21 protein-coding genes are annotated in these 17562 nt (G+C 68.2%); 15 read left to right on the top strand and 6 right to left on the bottom strand.

Annotated elements, in window-relative coordinates:
- Positions 1–8: 8 nt before the first annotated feature.
- Genes ACFRJ8_RS00630 through ACFRJ8_RS00600 form a run of 7 tightly spaced genes read left to right on the top strand, consistent with a single transcriptional unit; the run spans position 9 to position 6331 of the window.
- Positions 9–1529: a lyase family protein gene (locus tag ACFRJ8_RS00630; protein ID WP_377984671.1), complete on the top strand. Its 1521-nt coding sequence runs from the start codon at positions 9–11 to the stop codon at positions 1527–1529.
- Positions 1522–2340: an alpha/beta fold hydrolase gene (locus tag ACFRJ8_RS00625; RefSeq protein WP_377984232.1), complete on the top strand. Its 819-nt coding sequence runs from the start codon at positions 1522–1524 to the stop codon at positions 2338–2340. Before ACFRJ8_RS00630 ends, ACFRJ8_RS00625 begins: the two co-directional genes overlap by 8 nt.
- Entirely contained in the window at positions 2337–2822 is a 486-nt protein-coding gene (gene pcaC, locus ACFRJ8_RS00620) for a 4-carboxymuconolactone decarboxylase (protein WP_377984231.1), read from the top strand. Before ACFRJ8_RS00625 ends, pcaC begins: the two co-directional genes overlap by 4 nt.
- On the top strand, positions 2819–4045 hold the full coding sequence (locus ACFRJ8_RS00615; protein WP_377984230.1) for a thiolase family protein: 1227 nt from the start codon (positions 2819–2821) through the stop codon (positions 4043–4045). The genes pcaC and ACFRJ8_RS00615 overlap by 4 nt, the downstream gene beginning before the upstream one ends.
- 5 nt (positions 4046–4050) lie before the next feature.
- Positions 4051–4764 carry a 3-oxoacid CoA-transferase subunit A gene (locus ACFRJ8_RS00610; RefSeq protein ID WP_377984229.1) on the top strand — a complete coding sequence of 238 codons (714 nt, stop codon included), beginning with the start codon at positions 4051–4053 and terminating at the stop codon, positions 4762–4764.
- Between the two features lies 1 nt (position 4765).
- Entirely contained in the window at positions 4766–5464 is a 699-nt protein-coding gene (locus ACFRJ8_RS00605; protein WP_377984228.1) for a 3-oxoacid CoA-transferase subunit B, read from the top strand.
- A 60-nt stretch (positions 5465–5524) separates the two neighbouring features.
- A complete protein-coding gene (locus ACFRJ8_RS00600; protein ID WP_377984227.1) occupies positions 5525–6331 on the top strand; it encodes an IclR family transcriptional regulator C-terminal domain-containing protein in 807 nt (268 codons plus the stop codon).
- Positions 6332–6362: 31 nt separating this feature from the next.
- Here the strand turns inward: ACFRJ8_RS00600 and ACFRJ8_RS00595 are convergent, their stop codons facing one another.
- Entirely contained in the window at positions 6363–6599 is a 237-nt protein-coding gene (locus tag ACFRJ8_RS00595; protein WP_377984226.1) for a hypothetical protein, read from the bottom strand.
- 153 nt (positions 6600–6752) lie between these two features.
- Between ACFRJ8_RS00595 and ACFRJ8_RS00590 the strand changes: the two genes are divergently transcribed.
- The gene (locus ACFRJ8_RS00590) at positions 6753–7718 is read left to right on the top strand and encodes a diacylglycerol/lipid kinase family protein (RefSeq protein WP_377984225.1); all 966 of its coding nucleotides are present in this window, start codon (positions 6753–6755) and stop codon (positions 7716–7718) included.
- A 29-nt stretch (positions 7719–7747) separates the two neighbouring features.
- Here ACFRJ8_RS00590 and ACFRJ8_RS00585 read toward each other — a convergent pair whose 3' ends face one another.
- Positions 7748–8533, bottom strand: a complete 786-nt coding sequence (locus ACFRJ8_RS00585; RefSeq protein ID WP_377984670.1) for an ACT domain-containing protein — start codon at positions 8531–8533, stop codon at positions 7748–7750.
- Positions 8534–8712: 179 nt separating this feature from the next.
- Positions 8713–9303 (bottom strand): DinB family protein, encoded by a 591-nt coding sequence (locus ACFRJ8_RS00580; RefSeq protein ID WP_377984224.1) that lies wholly within the window; start codon positions 9301–9303, stop codon positions 8713–8715.
- Positions 9304–9448: 145 nt separating this feature from the next.
- On the opposite strand from ACFRJ8_RS00580, the gene ACFRJ8_RS00575 reads away from it, so the two are divergent.
- Positions 9449–9865: a hypothetical protein gene (locus ACFRJ8_RS00575; protein ID WP_377984223.1), complete on the top strand. Its 417-nt coding sequence runs from the start codon at positions 9449–9451 to the stop codon at positions 9863–9865.
- Positions 9862–10077: a helix-turn-helix transcriptional regulator gene (locus tag ACFRJ8_RS00570; RefSeq protein ID WP_377984222.1), complete on the top strand. Its 216-nt coding sequence runs from the start codon at positions 9862–9864 to the stop codon at positions 10075–10077. The genes ACFRJ8_RS00575 and ACFRJ8_RS00570 overlap by 4 nt, the downstream gene beginning before the upstream one ends.
- Positions 10078–10111: 34 nt before the next feature.
- Here the strand turns inward: ACFRJ8_RS00570 and mscL are convergent, their stop codons facing one another.
- Complete coding sequence (mscL, locus tag ACFRJ8_RS00565) at positions 10112–10612, bottom strand: large conductance mechanosensitive channel protein MscL (protein ID WP_377984221.1); 501 nt, start codon at positions 10610–10612, stop codon at positions 10112–10114.
- Positions 10613–10883: 271 nt separating this feature from the next.
- Here mscL and ACFRJ8_RS00560 point away from each other — a divergent pair, with 271 nt between their 5' ends.
- The gene (locus tag ACFRJ8_RS00560; RefSeq protein ID WP_377984220.1) at positions 10884–11966 is read left to right on the top strand and encodes an FUSC family protein; all 1083 of its coding nucleotides are present in this window, start codon (positions 10884–10886) and stop codon (positions 11964–11966) included.
- A gap of 10 nt (positions 11967–11976) precedes the next feature.
- Here the strand turns inward: ACFRJ8_RS00560 and ACFRJ8_RS00555 are convergent, their stop codons facing one another.
- Positions 11977–13215: an MFS transporter gene (locus ACFRJ8_RS00555; protein ID WP_377984669.1), complete on the bottom strand. Its 1239-nt coding sequence runs from the start codon at positions 13213–13215 to the stop codon at positions 11977–11979.
- Positions 13216–13423: 208 nt separating this feature from the next.
- Here ACFRJ8_RS00555 and ACFRJ8_RS00550 point away from each other — a divergent pair, with 208 nt between their 5' ends.
- The 4 genes from ACFRJ8_RS00550 to ACFRJ8_RS00535 all read left to right on the top strand — a co-directional run bounded on the left by ACFRJ8_RS00550 (position 13424) and on the right by ACFRJ8_RS00535 (position 17069).
- Positions 13424–14203, top strand: a complete 780-nt coding sequence (locus ACFRJ8_RS00550) for an IclR family transcriptional regulator (RefSeq protein ID WP_377984219.1) — start codon at positions 13424–13426, stop codon at positions 14201–14203.
- 92 nt (positions 14204–14295) lie between these two features.
- Complete coding sequence (locus ACFRJ8_RS00545; RefSeq protein WP_377984218.1) at positions 14296–15486, top strand: 4-hydroxybenzoate 3-monooxygenase; 1191 nt, start codon at positions 14296–14298, stop codon at positions 15484–15486.
- A 117-nt stretch (positions 15487–15603) separates the two neighbouring features.
- Complete coding sequence (locus ACFRJ8_RS00540) at positions 15604–15996, top strand: nuclear transport factor 2 family protein (RefSeq protein ID WP_377984217.1); 393 nt, start codon at positions 15604–15606, stop codon at positions 15994–15996.
- Positions 15993–17069: an FAD-dependent monooxygenase gene (locus tag ACFRJ8_RS00535; RefSeq protein ID WP_377984216.1), complete on the top strand. Its 1077-nt coding sequence runs from the start codon at positions 15993–15995 to the stop codon at positions 17067–17069. Before ACFRJ8_RS00540 ends, ACFRJ8_RS00535 begins: the two co-directional genes overlap by 4 nt.
- A gap of 35 nt (positions 17070–17104) precedes the next feature.
- Here ACFRJ8_RS00535 and ACFRJ8_RS00530 read toward each other — a convergent pair whose 3' ends face one another.
- Complete coding sequence (locus ACFRJ8_RS00530) at positions 17105–17539, bottom strand: acyl-CoA thioesterase (RefSeq protein WP_377984215.1); 435 nt, start codon at positions 17537–17539, stop codon at positions 17105–17107.
- Positions 17540–17562: the final 23 nt, after the last annotated feature.

Genomic DNA, 17562 nt, shown 5'->3' with positions numbered 1-17562 from the left:
ACTTTGACCTGCACGGTGACTCTGGCCTGGGCGGCGACTTTGGCCTGCTGAGCCCCGTGTCGGCGTCGCCGCTGGTGGCGGCGCTGACCGGGGACCGTGCGGTGCTCGCGGCCATCCTCAAAGTGGAGGCTGCCTGGGCGGCGGTCCTGGACGAGGCTGGTCTAGCCCCGGCTGGGTCCGCCGAGGTGGTGGCCGCCGCCGCGGACGTGCAGCGCTACGACGTCGCGGCCATCGCCGTCCGAGCCCAGGGCGGCGGCAACCCCGTCATCCCGCTGCTGGCCGACCTCCGGGAACAGGTCAGGCACCTGGACGCCGCCGGACTTGGCGCGGTACACGCCGTTCACACGTCGCTGACCAGCCAGGACGTGCTCGACTCGGCGCTGATGCTGCTCGCTGCCGACGCCGTGCGCGAACTGCTCACCGACCTCAAGGCGGCAACGTCCGCCCTCGCAGGCCTCGCCGAAGCCCATGCGGCCACGCTTTGTGTTGCACGCAGCCTGACCCAGCACTCGCTGCCTTACACCTTCGGGCTGCGGGCCGCGCAGTGGTTCAACGGGCTCGCCGCCGCGGCCAGCCGGCTCGAGGCCCTCGAACTGCCGGTGCAGACCGGCGGCGCCGCCGGGACCCTCGCCGCCGGCACGGTGTTGACCGATAGCGCGGTGTTGTCCCCGTTGGACCTCGCCGACCGGCTGGCCGCCCGCCTGGGTCTCGCCACCGTGCCGGCCCCGTGGCATACCAACCGGCTGGCCGTGACCTCGCTCGGCGACGCGCTGGCGGCCGTGACGGACGCCGCCGGCAAAATGGCCGCCGACGTCCTGTTCCTAAGCCGGCCGGAAGTGGCCGAGCTCGCCGAACCGCGCGCCGCCGGGCGGGGCGTGTCCTCCGCCATGCCGCAGAAGCAGAACCCCGTGCTCTCCGTGCTGATCCGCAGCGCCGCCCTGCAGTCCCCGGCCCTGGCCGCACAACTGCACCTCGCCGCCGCCAATTTCAACGACGAACGCCCCGACGGCGCCTGGCACAGCGAATGGGCCGCCCTGCGCCAACTGCTGCGCCTGGCCCTCGGCGCCGCAGCGCAGCTGCGCGAACTGGCCGAAGGGCTGGAGGTCTTCCCGGTGGCGATGCGCCGCAACCTGGACCTCGCCGGCCCACTGCTGCTCTCCGAAGCCGTCAACGCCGCCGTCGCGCCGCTTCTGGACGGGCCTCCGCTTTTGGACGTGAACAGCGCCGGGACGGGACCGGGCCGGACCGGAAAACAGCGTTTGCAGGCCGTCGTCGACGCAACACTCCAGGCCCCGGCCGCGGAGCAGGCGGCCACCTACCGGGCACTGCTCCGCGCGGCCGTCCCGGACGATCTGCTCACCGACGCCCGGCTTGAGCAGCTTTTGAACCCCGCCAACTACGTCGGCCAGGCCGTTGACATCTCCCGCCGCATCCTCGGGGCCTACCCCGAATACGCCGCTTGCCCGGCCTCACCTGAAGATGACCGTGCCACCGCCTCCCACCTCCAGAATGGAGCCTCCCGTGGCTAGACCCACCGTCAAAGCAGTCCTGCTCTCGCCCCAGCGCGCACTGGGCGAGAAGCCCCTCCTCATCGTCGGACCCTCGCTCGGAACATCCTCCCTGGTGTGGAGCCAGGCCGGCGCCCTGCTGGGCGACGACGTCGATGTCGTCGCCTGGGACCTGCCCGGGCACGGCGTCTCGCCGGCGGCCCACGAGACCTTCACGGTCGCTGACCTCGCGGACGCGGTGATCGGCCTGGTCGATTCGATCGCCCCGGGTGCGCGCTTCCACTACGCCGGCGTGTCCCTCGGCGGGGCCACCGGCCTGCAGCTGGGCATCAAGCACGGCGACCGGCTCAAGAGCCTCTCCGTGCAGTGCTCCGGCGCGAAGATCGGCACTCCCGAGGGCTGGCTGGAGCGCGCCGAAACCGTGCGCACCCAGGGAACCCCGGTGATGATCCAGGGTTCGGCGCAGCGCTGGTTCGCCCCGGGATTCATGGAGAGCCAGCCCGAACTCAGCAGCCGGCTCCTGCACACGCTCCGGGACGCCGACCGCGTCAGCTACGCCTTCTGCTGCGAGGCCCTGGCCGGCTTCGATGTGCGGGACCAGCTCGGCACCATCCGCGTCCCCACCCAGGTTGTTGCCGGCGCCCTAGACGCCGTGGCTCCGCCGTCGATGGCCGAGGAAGTGGCCGCGGGCATCGTTTCCGGCGGCGGCACGGCAACGGCCGTCAGCCTGGAGGGCGTGGCCCATCTGGCTCCGTTCGAGGCGCCGGGCCACATCGCCGAGCTGCTGAAGGGCCTCATCACCTGGACCGAGACCCAGGGAGCGGGCGCATGACCGGCCCCGACCTGACCGGCCCCGGCATGACCGGCCCCGAACGGAATGGTGTGGTCCAGCCCGGCGCGACCAGCCAGGAAATCTACGACGGCGGCATGAAGGTCCGGCGCGAGGTCCTCGGCGCCGCCCACGTGGATCGCGCCAACGCCAACAAGGATTCCTTCACCGAGGACTTCCAGGACATGATCACCAGGATCGCCTGGGGCGGGATCTGGACCCGGCCAGGGATCAGCCGGCAGATGCGCTCCGCCGTCACGCTTACGGCCATGGTGGCGCACGGGCACTGGGAAGAGCTGGCCATGCACATCCGCGCCGCCATCACCAACGGCCTGAGCCGGGACGAAATCAAGGAAATCCTGCTCCAGACCGCCATCTACTGCGGCGTCCCCTCCGCCAACACCGCCTTCAAGACCGCCCAGCAAGTGTTCCATTCCATGGACCAGGCAGAAATGGACAGGGCAGAAATGGACCAGAAACCATGAACCAGGCATTTGTGTACGACGCCGTCCGGACCCCGTTCGGCAAGTTCGGCTCCGGCCTCGCAGCCGTCCGCCCGGACGACCTCGCCGCCCACGTGATCCGTGAAATCGTCAAGCGCGCCCCGGCCCTGGACGTCGAACGGATCGACGAGGTGGTCTTCGGCAACGCCAACGGCGCCGGCGAGGAAAACCGCAACGTCGCCCGGATGGGCACCCTGCTGGCGGGGCTGCCGGTCTCGATCCCCGGCACCACGGTCAACCGGCTCTGCGGTTCCTCCCTGGACGCGGCGATCATCGCCTCCCGCCAGATCAACACCGGTGACGCCGAGCTCATGCTGATCGGCGGCGCCGAGTCGATGTCCCGCGCGCCCTGGGTGCTGCCCAAGACCGAGAAGCCCTACCCGGCCGGGGATCTGACCCTGGCCTCCACCACGCTGGGCTGGCGGCTGGTGAACCAGGCCATGCCGGCGGACTGGACCATCTCCCTGGGCGAGGCCACCGAACGGCTGGCCGAGAAGTACGGCGTGGGCCGGCAGGCGCAGGACGAGTTCGCCGCGAACTCCCACAACCTCGCTGCCGCAGCCTGGGACGAGGGCTTCTACGACAACCTCGTCGCACCGGTCCCCGGCACGGACCTGGTCCGCGACGAGGGCATCCGGGCCGGCTCCTCGGCCGAAAAACTGGCCGGGCTGAAAACCGTGTTCCGGACCGCGAACGGCACCGTCACCGCCGGGAACGCCTCCCCGCTCTCCGACGGCGCCTCCGCCGCCTGGCTCGGGTCCGAGGCCGCCGCCGGGATCCTGGGTGTGGAGCCGCTGGCCCGCATCGCCGGGCGCGGCGCACACGCCAACGACCCCCAGTACTTCGGCTACGCCCCGGTGGAGGCCGCGAACAAGGCCCTCGCCAAGGCCGGCATCGGCTGGGACCAGGTGGGCGCCGTCGAACTGAACGAGGCATTCGCCGCGCAGTCCCTGGCCTGCATCAACGCCTGGGGCATCGACCCCTCCATCGTGAACCGGCACGGCGGCGCGATCGCCATGGGCCACCCGCTCGGCGCCTCCGGCGCCCGGATCCTCGGCACCCTGGCCCGGTCCCTGCAGGCCTCCGGTGAGCGCTGGGGCGTCGCCGCGATCTGCATCGGCGTCGGCCAGGGCCTCGCTGTGGTCCTCGAAAACGTAACCGCCGCCCGTGGGGATAACCCGTCGGCAAAACCAGCGAAGGGCTAGGGAAGATGCTGAATTTCATTGACACCGTGGGTGAGGCTGTCGCCGGGATTAAGGACGGCTCCACCGTGATGATCGGCGGGTTCGGCAACGCCGGCCAGCCGTTCGAACTGATCGACGCGCTGCTCGACGGCGGCGCCACCGACCTGACCGTGGTGAACAACAACGCCGGCCAGGGCGACCAGGGCCTGGCCCTGCTCATCAAGGAAGGCCGGGTCAAGAAGATGATCTGCTCCTTCCCGCGGCAGTCCGACTCCTGGCACTTTGATGAAAAGTACCGCGCCGGCGAGATCGAACTCGAACTCGTCCCGCAGGGCAACCTCGCCGAGCGGATCCGTGCCGCCGGCGCCGGGATCGGCGGCTTCTTCACGCCCACCGGCTACGGCACCATGCTCGCCGAGGGCAAGGAAACCCGCATCCTCGACGGCCGCGGCCAGGTCTTCGAAACCCCCATCCACGCCGACGTCGCCCTCATCAAGGCCCTCACGGCGGACGGCCGGGGCAACCTCGTCTACCGCAAAACCGCCCGGAACTTCGGTCCCATCATGGCCGCCGCCGCGAAACACACCATCGTCCAGGTCTCCGAAATCGTCCCCACCGGCGGCCTGGACCCCGAGGTCATCGTGACCCCCGGAATCTACGTCAACAGCATCGTCCGTATTGATTCCAGCGGTACCGCCACCGGCAAGACAGAGGTCGGCAAGACAGAAAGCGTGGCCTGAGATGAGCATCCCAACCAATGACCAGGCCAGCCTTCGGACCGTCAGCCAGGCCAGCGACAAGCCGCTGGGCCGTGACGATCTCGCCCGCCTCGTGGCCCGCGATATCGCCCCCGGATCCTTCGTGAACCTCGGCATCGGCCAGCCCACCCTGGTGTCCAACTACCTCGAGCCGGAGCAGAACATCACGCTCCACACCGAGAACGGCATGCTCGGCATGGGACCTGTTGCCGCCGGGGACCAGATCGACGGCGACCTCATCAACGCCGGCAAGATCCCCGTGACCGAGCTTCCCGGGGCGTCCTACTTCCACCACGCGGACTCCTTCGCGATCATGCGCGGCGGCCACCTGGACATCTGCGTGCTCGGCGCCTTCCAGGTCTCCGCCACGGGGGATCTCGCCAACTGGCACACCGGCGCCCCTGACGCGATCCCCGCCGTCGGCGGCGCCATGGACCTCGCCACCGGCGCCAAGGACGTCTTCGTCATGATGACGCTCCTGACCCGCGACGGCGCGTCCAAGATCGTGGAGGCGTGCACCTACCCGCTCACCGGAATCGGCTGCGTGACCCGTGTCTACACCGACAAGGCCGTCTTCCTGACCGGACCCGACGGCGTCCAGGTGCGGGAGACGTTCGGCTGCACGCTCGAGGAACTCCAGGCCATGGTCCCGGTGCCGCTCCGGGCCGCGGACCCAAGCTGACAATCCTGCGGCCGGATGACGTGGGCCCCGCTAAAGTGATGCGGGACCGAGAGGCGAGAAATGATTGAGCCAGCCAAGAGCGGCGGCGCGCCCGCGGCCAGCGACCAGTACGTGCAGTCGCTGGCGCGCGGGCTCGCCGTGATCCGTGCCTTTGACACGGACCACCCCAAGATGACGCTGACTGAGGTGGCGGCGCGGACCGAGCTGACCCGGGCCACGGCCCGGCGGTTCCTGCACACACTCGCGGAATTGGGCTATGTCCGCACCGACGGCAAAATCTTCGCCCTCACCGCCAAAGTGCTGCAGCTCGGCTACGCCTACCTGTCCGGGCTGTCCCTGCCGCAGCTGGCCCAGCCGCACCTGGAAGAGCTCTCGCTCGAACTGGGGGAGTCGACGTCGGCCGCGGTGCTCGAGGGCACAGACATCGCCTACATCGCCCGGGTGTCCACCCGGCGCATCATGACTGTCGGCATCACAGTGGGCACCCGCTTCCCCGCCTATGCGACGTCCATGGGCAGGGTGTTGCTCGCGGCCCTCCCGCCGGCGAAGCTGGCGGACTACCTCGCGGCCGCCGAGATCCGGCCCCTCACGCCGGGAGCCATCGGCACGCGGGCTGCCCTCCTGGCGGAGCTGGAGACGGTCCGCGCCCAGGGCTGGTGCCTGCTGGACCAGGAACTGGAGCTGGGACTGATGTCCATTGCGGCGCCGGTCCATGACGGGCCCAAGGTGGTGGCGGCGATCAACGTCTCGCTGCAGGCCCAGACGGTGTCCGCGCAGGCGGACCCCGAGGCCTACCTCAGAGCTGTGCGTGAGGCCACGGTGGCCACGGCGGAAGTCATCTCCGAGGACCTGACCTCGGGACGGTGAATTACGACTCTGGCGGGCTGGAAGAGAGCCGTCAGGGAGCGGAGTCCGGGACGGGTTCTGTGGAAACCGTGATGGTGACGCCCCCGGGCTCGTCACTGATTTTCAGGTGCAAGTTCCTGCCCACCACCAGGGCATGGATGTCCTCGCTGTCATCGGGTGCGATCTGCTCGGCCAGCCGCGTGAGCGCCAGTGCCATCGCCCGGCCCCAGTCGTGGGGATCCATGCTGGATGATTCAGCCGTTGCTGAATACTTCTCTGGTTCAGTCATCTGCCCCCGCTTTCGGCGTCCGGAGTGCAGCCCCCGGAACATCACGAAGCCCAGTCTAGTGAGGTGGCGGAGCGCACGTCCACGATTAGCGCGGGCCCTGCGGCTAGGCTTTCAGTTCGGGTACTATTTCGCCCAATTGCCCCTAAGGACGCCATGACAGAGAACAACACCGCGACTCCGGGAAACCCGAAGACCCAGGCCAACGCAGCGTCCCGGCGCGCCGCCGTGGTTATCAACCCCGCCAAGTCAGCTGGTCCCGCGCTCAAGGGCGCAATCTTCCGGCTGTGTGAGACGCAAGGGTGGGCAGAACCGCTCTGGCTCGAAACCACGGTCGAAGATCCGGGAGCCGGCCAGGCCCGCGAGGCGCTGGAGGCCGGAGTCGACGTCGTAATCGCGGCGGGCGGGGACGGAACGGTCCGTTGCGTGGCAGAGGTGCTCGCGGGCACCGGAACGCCCATGGGGCTCGTGCCGCTGGGCACCGGAAACCTCCTGGCCCGCAACCTCGGAGCGGACATCACCGATCCCTTATCCGCCTGCTTCGACGTCCTGAACGGCAGCGACAGATCCGTCGACGTCGTCAAGGCGACCCTTGATCGGTCGGATGATGAGCAGGTGTTCTTGGTGATGGCCGGACTGGGGTATGACGCCGCCATCATGGCCGACACCGTGGACGTGCTCAAGGACCGGATGGGCTGGCTTGCCTACGTTGAGGCGGGCATCCGCAAACTCCCCGGCAAGCCGGTGAAGGCCAGGATCAGCGTCGACGGCGGGGAACCCGTCCGCCGCCGGATCCGCAGCGTCATGGTAGGCAACTGCGGCCGGCTCATGGGCGGCATCGAGATCTTCCCAGAGGCGAAACCTGACGACGGCGTCCTTGACCTGTTGATCCTGTCGCCCCGTGGGCGGCTCGGCTGGCTCGGCGTGATTGCCGGCATCTTCGGCCGGAACAAGAATAAGAACGAGACCGAGTCCGTGGATTACTTCCAAGGGAAAACGGCCGAAATTACCCTGGAGCGCGAGCAGGAGTTTCAACTGGACGGCGATCATCTCGGTACCGGGAAGCACCTGGCCGTGACCCTGGAGCCGGACGCGCTCAAGATCAGAATGGCCGCCGTCTAGGCGACTCCGCTTAGCCGGCCGGGCAGGGGCTAGCGTGCCGCCGTCCGGTGTGCCAGGATCTCGGCGAGTTCGGCCAGCCGGTGCGCGCGGGCGGATTCGGCCGGCGTGAACGGTTCGCCGGGCCGCGAAAACGTAATGGGCCCGTGCCACGCCGTAGGGATTTTCAGGACCGTCCCGTCTCCGCCCGTCCGGGGTGGCACCCCGGCGTTGCCGGCTGCCGGTGCGGGGATGATCCGTGCCCGCAGGAGTTCCGCGACGGCCAGCGGCAGCTCCTCCGGACTGGCGGCGATCCGGGCGGCCAGGCTCAGTGCGCCGGTTTGCCCGTCGGCCATGGCCAGGGCGGTGGTCGGCCAGAGGTGCGGATCCGCTCCGCCGCCTGCCCGCAGCGCCCGGAGCAACTCGGCTTCGCGCACGTCACCGGGTGCCGAGAGCACGAACTCGTCCAGCACGCCGCCGGCCACGGGGTGAACATGAATGCTGAGGATGTTCGTGTTCAGCCCGGCCAGGGCCTGCGTCAGCTTCTGCAGCGATCCCGGCTTGTCTTTCAGTACGGTCCGCGCCCGCCACAGGGCAGGCGCTGCGACCAGCCGTTTGCGGTGGCGGAGGGCCGGAGCATGCAGCCAGCCCCTGAGCATCCGGGCTGCTGAAGGTTCGGCCACCCAGATCACCAGGATGGTCGCGGTCACGGTCAGAACCAGGACCTTTGCAACGTAAGGCAGGTGGGTTCCCACCACCGCAGCGTGCACCAGCAATTCGATCGGAAGCATTACGGCGACATTGGCCAGGGTCAGCCGCGCCTTGGTCGGTTCGGGCATCTGGCCACACACTTCGCAGCTCAACTCGGAGGCGGCAGGGTGCTGGGCTTGGACTGGGGTTCTGGCAAGGTTTTTGCCTGCGGCGGTGCGCGTCATGTTCCCATGATTCCGGCCAGCTGTTTCGGCCGGGTTGCCGCCGGGTGACAGTTTCGGACGGGATCGGGCGGTCGACAGTCTCGCTAGAGGCCCGGGCCACGTTCCGAGCCGCCCAGCAAGTGGCGGTGCGCGTAGAGGTCTCGGAGCAGGGCGACCTCGGCCAAGTGATGGATCATCTCGCGGTTGATGTGCAGGACCAGTGCCGCGAGGGGCGCATCGGCATACGGACCTTCGGCTGGGCCGCAGGGCGCCCCCAAACCTGCCTCGTCGAGGCTCTTCACGCCCTGGACCCACCGGGCGTAATACTCGTCCAGCTGCCCCAGAGCCAGGGAGGCGGTGGCCGGGTAAGCGAAGTTTTGGTAATCCACGGCTGGACCGCCAAAGTGCGATGCCGTCCGCGCGCCCAGCACGCCGACCAGAATGTGGCACAGGCGCCAAGCAATGGTGGTCACCGGAGCCGGAACGGGCTCCGGGTAGCTGAAATCGATGGTGAAATCACCGGCACCTGGCGCGTCCGGGGGCGTTGAGGCGTCCTTGCGCCGGAGGCTCCAGCCCGGAACGGGCTCCCAAAAATATTCGTCATCAGTTAACCTGTCCAGCCTGGGGCGGGCCTGATGGGCAAAATGCCATTCCAATTGATCCACCAGCTCGTGGTTCCAGCTAACATCCGGCATGGCGTTCCTCCTCGGCATCCAGGCTCGAGCGGCGGGCGTGTCTACATCAAAGTACTCCGCACCTTCCGCCCGCCATAGGACGCGCAAGAAAAATCAGTGACAAGCACCCTTGACAGGTGTCAGAGCCGGGTTCCAAGATGAAGCCATGACAAACAAACTTGACAGCAAGGACCGTAGCGAGGGCGACCGCGAGAAGTCCCGCGCGTATCAACGTGAATTTTGGCCGGGCATCGTCGCCTACGCGGTGGTGCTCGTCGGCGTGCTGGTTTGGGGGGATCTGGACGGCGATAGTCCCTGGCGATTCCTCTGGGCGGTCCTGCCGGTGATTCCGGCGTTGTGGATCGTACGCGCCGTGCTGCGCCATGTGCGCCGGATTGACGACTACCAGCGGCTGCTCCTGCTGCAGGCGCTCGGGGGAGGGTTCGCCGTCGCCATGATTGCCTCCGTGACCCTGGCCTTCCTAGAGATTGCCGGGCTTAGCGTTCCCGGCGTCGGCTGGATCATCTACAGCGCGGGCATGCTCGGGTGGATTGTCTCCGGAGCGGTCGTAGGCCGACGATGAAAAACCAGCTCAAGACGCTGCGGGAGGACCGCGGCTGGACCCAGGGCGCCCTCGCTGACCGGCTCGGCGTCTCACGGCAGACCGTAAACGCCTTGGAAACAGGCCGCTACGACCCCGCTTTGCCCTTGGCCTTCCGTATCGCCCGGCTCTTCGGCCAGCCCATTGAGTCCATCTTTACCCCGCCCGAGGAGCAGGACGTCCGAGAGTTCTAAGCCTGGCGGCTGAGTTGTAGGTCTGCGGGTGGTTTTAAGCCTGGCGGCGGCTTGCGACTCCGGCAGGGACGGCCGACGGCGCGTTCCTGTCCAGGCGCTCCCCGACGCCGGCACTGCCGCCGTCGGACGCGGGACCGGCCAGCGTGGCCAGAAGGTCGCGAATCTCGGCCAGCAGCGCGGTGTCGGCCGGGATCGGTTTCTCCTCGGGCTCGGCGGCGTTAAGCCGGTTCTTGACCATCCGGTTGATCCGGTTCATGGGGGCCACGAAGATGAAATACACCACCGCGGCGGTGATGAGGAAGGTAAGGAAGGCCGTTACCACGGCGCCGATGTTGACGAAGGTCTTGTCGTTGCCCGGCCAGACATAGAAGCCCAGGCCGTGGGTTTCTACGCCGCCGGCGGCAGCGAGGATCGGGTTGACGACGTTTGAGGTGAAGGCGCTGACCAGGGCCGTGAACGCGGTGCCGACCACGACGGCGATGGAAAGTTCGATCACGTTGCCGCGAAGGATGAAATCCTTGAATCCTTTGAGCATGGGGAACCTCCGGTGTGCGTTGCTGGCTTGCTTCAACCGATAGACGCTACCACTTCGACCGGTGTCCGGCCGATCCCGATCAACGGATTCCGATGCCGTCGCCGCGCCGTTCCGGCGTAAACTCGGCCGTGGATGCCAGCGCCGCCGTCGTACCACTCCGACCGCTGCGAAAAGGAGCCCCAACCCGTGAAGACACGCCCGTGAAGGCACGCCGCGAAGTCCTGCCGCCGTGGGGCAGGCGCCGTGAAGTTGGCCCCGAGGAGTCGGCGCTGTGAAGCTGTTCTCCGAGATGTTCACCATCGCCCCGGGCAACAAGGACCACCAGGTCGCCTTCCGCTGCGCCGTGGGGGTCTTTGTTCCGCTGATCACCCTGGTGCTGCTGGACCGGCTGGATCTGGCAATCTTCGCTTCCTTCGGTGCCTTCACCGGGATTTACGGCCGCAATGAGCCGCACGCCAGACGGCTGACCCTCCAGATGCGGGGCGGTGGGCTGATGCTCCTGGTGATGTTCCTGGCCGCCCTCACTGCGCGCGTGGACGCTCTTGCAGGGCTTTCTGCGGCAGCCACCACCTGGGTCCTGGTGGTGGCCACCACGGTGATCGCGTGGGGCTGCTCCCTGGTGGTCGCGTGGTGGCGCCTGCGCCCCGCGGGTTCGCTGTTCCATATCTTTGCGTTCGCGGCCATCGCATCGATCCCCAACCAGCCGCCGCTGTGGCAGTGCATGCTCGTCGCGGTGCTCACGGTCGCGTTCTCCCTGCTGCTCGGCCAGTCTTCGCGGGTGGCCCGGAACCGCCGGACCCCGTGGGTGAATCCGAGGCCTGCGGCCCTCACTCAGGAGGAGAAGCGCACCGCGTGGCACGAGAGCTGGGGCTACCTTGTGGCGGCAGGCATGGCGGGAACGCTGGGGACCCTGGCCGGGGAATGGCTGGGCATTGGCCACAATTACTGGGCGATGGTGGCCGCCGTCGTACCGCTCGTGGGTCACACCACCCGGCACCGCGTCAGCCGGGGCCTGCAACGCATCGCGGGCACCGCCTTGGGACTGGTGCTGCTCGCCGGAATCCTGCTCCTGCAGCCGACGGCCTGGCAGACAGTGTTGGTGATCGCCGCGTGCCAGTTCGGCGCCGAGATGTTCATCGCGCGGCAGTACATGCTGGCGCAGGTTTTCGTCACGCCGCTGGCCCTGACCTCCACCCTCCTCGTGGCACCCGTGCCGCCCGGCCTCCTGCTCCGCGACAGAATCGTGGAGACGATCATCGGGGCCGCCGTCGGCATCGCCGTCGTACTGGCGCCCGGCGTGTGGCGCCGCCTCAAGGGCCGCCGCGGCGCCAGGACCCCCGGGCGCCTCTCCTAGGAGTGCCCGACTAGGAGTGCCCGACGCTGGCGCCGGTGCGGGACGTCGCCGCGACGGTCTGCGGGACGAAGGCGAGGGCGAGGACCGCCAGGACCGCGGCGGCGGCAAAAACGTAGAAGCCCCACGGGTAGGCAATCCCGGCGGCGACCAGCGCGCCCGTGACGGCCGGGCCCAATATGGCCCCCAGCCGGCCCACACCGGCGGCAAAGCCCAGGGCGGTGCCGCGGAGCCGGACCGGGAAGAGTTGGCTGACCCAGGCGTAAACCAGGACCTGGGAGCTGAAGACGAACACGCCCGTGACAAAGACGGCGGCGTAGAGCACGACTTCGTTCTGGATCTGGATGCTGAGTGCGGCGAGGAACACGGCGGAGAGGCCAAACCAGAGCAGGACGATCCTCTTGGTGCCGTGCCGGTCCGCCAGGACCCCGGCGATCAGGAGACCCACAACAGCGCCCACGTTCAGGACCAGGAGCAGTGCGAGGCCGGCGTTCAGGCTGTAGCCGGCGGAGGCCATGAGCTGCGGCAGCCAGGTGTTCAGGCCGTAGACCAGCAGCAGCCCCATGAAGGATGCCACGGCCACGCCGGCTGCGATCAGCGGGTAGGGCTTCCTGCCCAGATCCCGGAAGCTGGCGCGTTCTTCCGCTGCCGGAGCCGGGGCTGTGGCGGCCGCCTTCTCCGCGCGGACCTGGGTGGCGGCCGGGGACTTGGCGACCGCAGGGATGTGGATGACCGGCGGGAGAGTTTCCGGAAGCTTGAACCACAGGAAGGGGACCAGGACAAGGCCGGCCAGGCCGCCCACCACGAACATGGTCCGCCAGCTCGGAATCACCATGAGGGCCAGGAACGCCGTGGCCACGGCGCCCACGTGGTAGCCGGTCATGGTCCGAGTGGTGGACTTTCCGGCCGTCCCGGCAGGTGCGTAGTCGTTCATGTAGGCCAGCGCCGCGGGCAGGCAGGCGCCCAGGCCGAGGCCGGCGAGCAGCCGGAACGTGCTGAACCAGGCCACGTTCGTTGCGAAGACGACGGCGATCGTAAAGATGGAGAACCATGTCACGCAGGCCACCAGCAGGTTCCGCCGGCCGAGGCGGTCTGAGAGCGGGGCGATGAAGAGCGCCCCGAGCCCCACGCCCACCAGGGAGATGGTCGCCGCAAATGTCGCCCCGACTGCGTCGAAGCCAAGTTCCTGCGACTTGATGAGGGTGGGAATGACCGTGCCGAGCACCACCAGGTCAAAGCCGTCCAGCACCATGGCCAGCCAGCAGAGCCACACGGGCCACCGTGATTTTTTCCCCGACGACGACCTGTCCAATGACGACATTGACATTGTTACCTCAGCGCTAGAATTTACGTGATTCAGGGTGCCCGGCCGATGATGGCCGGACCCTTCCTATGATGAGAGTTCTATCACTCGAGGGTGTTGCATGGGACACTAAAGCCCATTCAATGGAAGGAGGGGCGTGGCCAATTCGAACTCCGGCGATTCGGTGGTGGACCGGATCCTGCGGCTGATTGCCGCCTTCCCGGAGGGTGTCACCGCCCTGCCGCTCTCGGAGCTGGCCGCGCGGGCAGAGCTCCCGCTGACCACAGCGCACAGGCTAGTCCGGCAGCTGGCCGGGCACGGCCTGCTTGAGGTCGGCCCCGGCGGCTCCGTCAGCCTGGGCCTGCGGCTCTGGGAGCTCGCCAACCGCAGCTCCCCCACGCTCGAACTCCGCCAGGCCGCCCTGCCGTTCATGGAGGACATTCAGCAGGTGCTCCACCAGAACGTGAACCTCGCCGTGCTGGACGGCCGGGAAGCGCTCTTTGTGGAGCGGCTGTCCCGCCGTGGCTCGGTCGCCAACCGCGCGCAGGTGGCCGGCCGGATGCCCGTGCATGTGTCCTCGGCCGGGCTGGTGCTCATGGCCAACCAGCCCCGCGCCGTTCAGGTTGAGTACCTTGAAGGATTCAGCGATCCGACCGGACGGCTGGTCCCCGAGGACATCCTCGCCCTCCTTGGCGAGGCTGTCCACCAGGGCTATGCGCAGCTCGCCGGCGTCGTAGATCCGGACACGTGGGGGATCGCCGTGCCCGTGCTGGACCGCAAAAAGCGCGCCGTGGCGGCACTCGGCGTCGTCGTTCCCCTTCGCGAAGTGCGCCTGCAGGCGCTCGTTCCCGCCCTCCAGACCGCGGCCCGCGGGATCGGGCGGCGGCTTGGTGAGTCCCGCCAGACCCCAGTATTCCATTCAGCGGAATCAATGTAACGTGCATCACGCCTCCGGGGGCACACTGTTAGCCGGAAGACGAAAACGGCCCGGGCCCTGATCCCCGGACCCCGCGACGAAGCGAGACGCACATGGCACAGCGAAAAGTCATCAACACGCAGGTAGCCATCATGGGTGCCGGCCCGGCCGGGCTCATGCTGTCCCATTTGCTGGCCAAGGCCGGCATCGAATCCACCGTCCTCGAGCTGCGCAGCCACCAGGAGATTTCCGAGACGGTCCGCGCCGGCATCCTGGAGCACGGCTCGGTCAACATGCTCGTCGACAGCGGTGTCTCGGACCGCGTGCTGCGCGACGGTGACCGCCATGACGGGATCGAACTGCGCTTCAACGGCGAAAGCCACCGGATCGACTTCCAGGACCTCGTCGGGGAATCGGTGTGGCTCTACCCGCAGACGGACGTGTTCCTGGACCTCTCCGCACGGCGGGCGGCCGACGGCGGCGACGTCCGGTACGGCGTCTCGGACACCACCATCCATGACCTCGAAGCCAAGCCCAAAGTCTGGTTTACGGATGCGGACGGCGCCGAGTACGAACTCCAGGCCGACTTCATCGCTGGCGCGGACGGTTCGCGCAGCCACTGCCGCCTCCAGATTCCCGAGGCGCAGCGCAAGTGGTACTTCCACGAATACCCCTTCGCCTGGTTCGGCATCCTGGCCGAGGCGCCGCGCAGCGCCGATGAGCTGATCTACGCCAACTCGGAGAACGGCTTCGCCCTGATCAGCCAGCGCACTGAGACGGTCCAGCGGATGTACTTCCAGTGCGACCCCAACGAGGACGTCAACAACTGGGATGAGGACCGCATCTGGGACGCCTTCCGCAGCCGCGTCAACGGCAACGGCTTCGAAGTCAAGGAAGGGCCGGTGATCGACAAGACCGTCCTGAAATTCCGCAGCTTTGTCCACGCCCCCATGCGGCACGGCAACCTGTTCCTCGCCGGAGACGCCGCGCACACCGTGCCGCCCACCGGGGCCAAGGGCCTGAACCTGGCGCTGAACGACGTCAAGGTCCTATTTGAGGGATTCGACAGCTTCTACGCCACCGGCTCCACCGCCCTCCTTGACGCCTACGGCGGCCGCGCCCTGGACCGGGTGTGGAAGGCCCAGCAGTTCTCCTACTGGATGACCTCCATGCTGCACACCCCCGCCGACGCCGACGACTTCTCCCGCGCGCGCCAACTCGGCGAGCTTCATTCCGTGGTGTCCTCCCGCCACGGCCGCGCCTATCTGGCGGAGGCGTACACCGGCTGGCCCGGCGCTCGGTAGGGCTCCGGCAGGGGCCGCATTTTCCGTCGACAGGTACCGGGGCCAGGACTACCCTTGAACCGTCCCAGCATGACCCGACAAGCACGACCGACAAGGATGACGGAGAGGTGTCCGATCATGGGAACCGCAGAGAATGTTGAACTGGTCCGGCGTGGGTACACGGCCTTCAACGCAGGGGATATGGCGACCCTCAGCGACCTGTTCGCGGAGGACGCAGTCTGGTACGCGGCCGGAAGCGGCGTGCTGTCCGGGACCAAACAGGGCCGGGACGCAATCATGAGCTACTTCGGCGAGCTCGGCGCCCGATCCCAGGGTTCCTTCCAAGCCAACCTCCAGGACGTCGTCGGCGGTGAAAAGTACACCGTGGGCATTCAGCAGACCCAGGCCCAGGGCAACGGCAAGACAATTGACCTGGCCACCGTCATCACGTTTGTGGTCCGCGACGGAAAGATCGTGGAAGGGCGGGAGTTCTTCGAGGACACGGCCAAGGCGGACGATTTCTGGGCGTGACCGAACCGGCGCCGCCTGTCCCCGGCCGGCAGACGGTTTCCATCATCGGCGGCGGCATCGCCGGACTGGCCCTGGCGGCCCGCCTCGACCCCGCACGGTTCGACGTCACCGTCAACGAGCAACGCGCCGGACTCCCGGCCGTCGGAACATCACTTGCCGTGTGGCCCGCGGCCCAGCGGGCCCTTGGCCGCCTGGGAATCCTGGACGCGGTCAGGGAGGCGAGCCCGGTGATCGAGGGCATGAGTGTCCGCGCGGCTTCCGGCAAGCCCTGGACAGCGGCACAGGCGAGTGGGCTGATCGGCGTTTCCCGCATTGACCTCATCCGGCTGCTCGACGCCGCCGTCCCGGTCAGCGTGGGCCGGGCGTCCGGCCGCATCGACGTCGTCCGGCCGGGTCCCGCTGGCCTTGTGGTGGGCGCCGACGGCGTCCACAGCTCGGTCCGCCGCAGCTGCTGGGGCGCCCGCTCCGGGGCGCGGCCCACACCGTATCTCGCGGTCCGTGGCGTGGTTCCCGGACGGCTGTGGCGCGGGCACACGGGCGAATACTGGGGCCGGGGGCAACTCTTCGGAGTTGGTCCCGCCGCGGACGGGACCAACTGGTACGCGGCGTTCCGCTCCGGCGCAGGACCAGGGAGCCTGGATGTGGCCGCCGTCCTGGCGGAAACACGTGCCCGCTACGCAGGCTACCCCCCGGCGATCCTCGAGGTCCTGGCCGCGGCAGCACCGCAGACATCCCTGGTGCAGCGGGTCTGGACGACGCCGCCGCTTGGCAGCTACGTCCGCCGCAGGGTGACCCTCGTCGGCGATGCCGCCCACGCGATGACCCCGAATCTTGGCCGAGGGGCCTGTGAAGCGCTAGTCGATGCCGTGACGCTTGCGGAGTTCCTCAACACCCGGTCCGTGGACGAGGCACTGGCGGCCTATAACCGGGCGCGCCACCTGCGCACGCAGGCGCTGCGGGCGGCGTCGTCGGCCGTGATGCGCCTGGCCCTGGCCGAACGTGGCCAGCCTGCAAGGGACGCGCTGCTCGGCATCATCGGACGCCGCTGCCGCTCCGGCCCGGGCTCCGCCTAGAGCGGGCGGTCTTGGTCCGGTTCCTAGTCCTGGGCCTAGTCCTGGTCAAGGGTCTCGGTCAGGTGGTGCGTCGGAATCCGGTCCCGGTCATAGGTGATCTCGGTGTAGCCGTGCGGCTCGGGCTTCCCGGACGCGCTGAGGTTCACGAAGACAATCTCATCAATGGTGAGGATGCTCCGGCGCGTGATCATGTTCCGGACCTCGGCGCGCATGGTCAGTGACGTCCGGCCGAAGCGCGTCGCGGTCAGGCCCATTTCGATCAGGTCGCCCTGAACTGCGGAGCTGACGAAGTTGATTTCCGAGATGTACTTGGTGACGGCCCGGCCGTTGCCCAGCTGCAGGATGGCGTAAATGGCCGCCTCCTCGTCGATCCACTTCAGCAGGCTCCCGCCGAACAAGGTGCCGTTGGCGTTGAGGTCCTCGGGACGGACCCATTTGCGGGTGCGGAAAGTGATGTCGGCCGATTCCATAGTGCGAGGTTAGCCGAGTCGGT

Origin of the sequence: Arthrobacter sp. NPDC056886 (assembly GCF_042788715.1) — a bacterium.
Lineage (GTDB): Bacteria > Actinomycetota > Actinomycetes > Actinomycetales > Micrococcaceae > Arthrobacter.
Note: the sequence above shows the minus strand (reverse complement) of the source record. Positions and strands in the feature narration are given on the sequence as shown.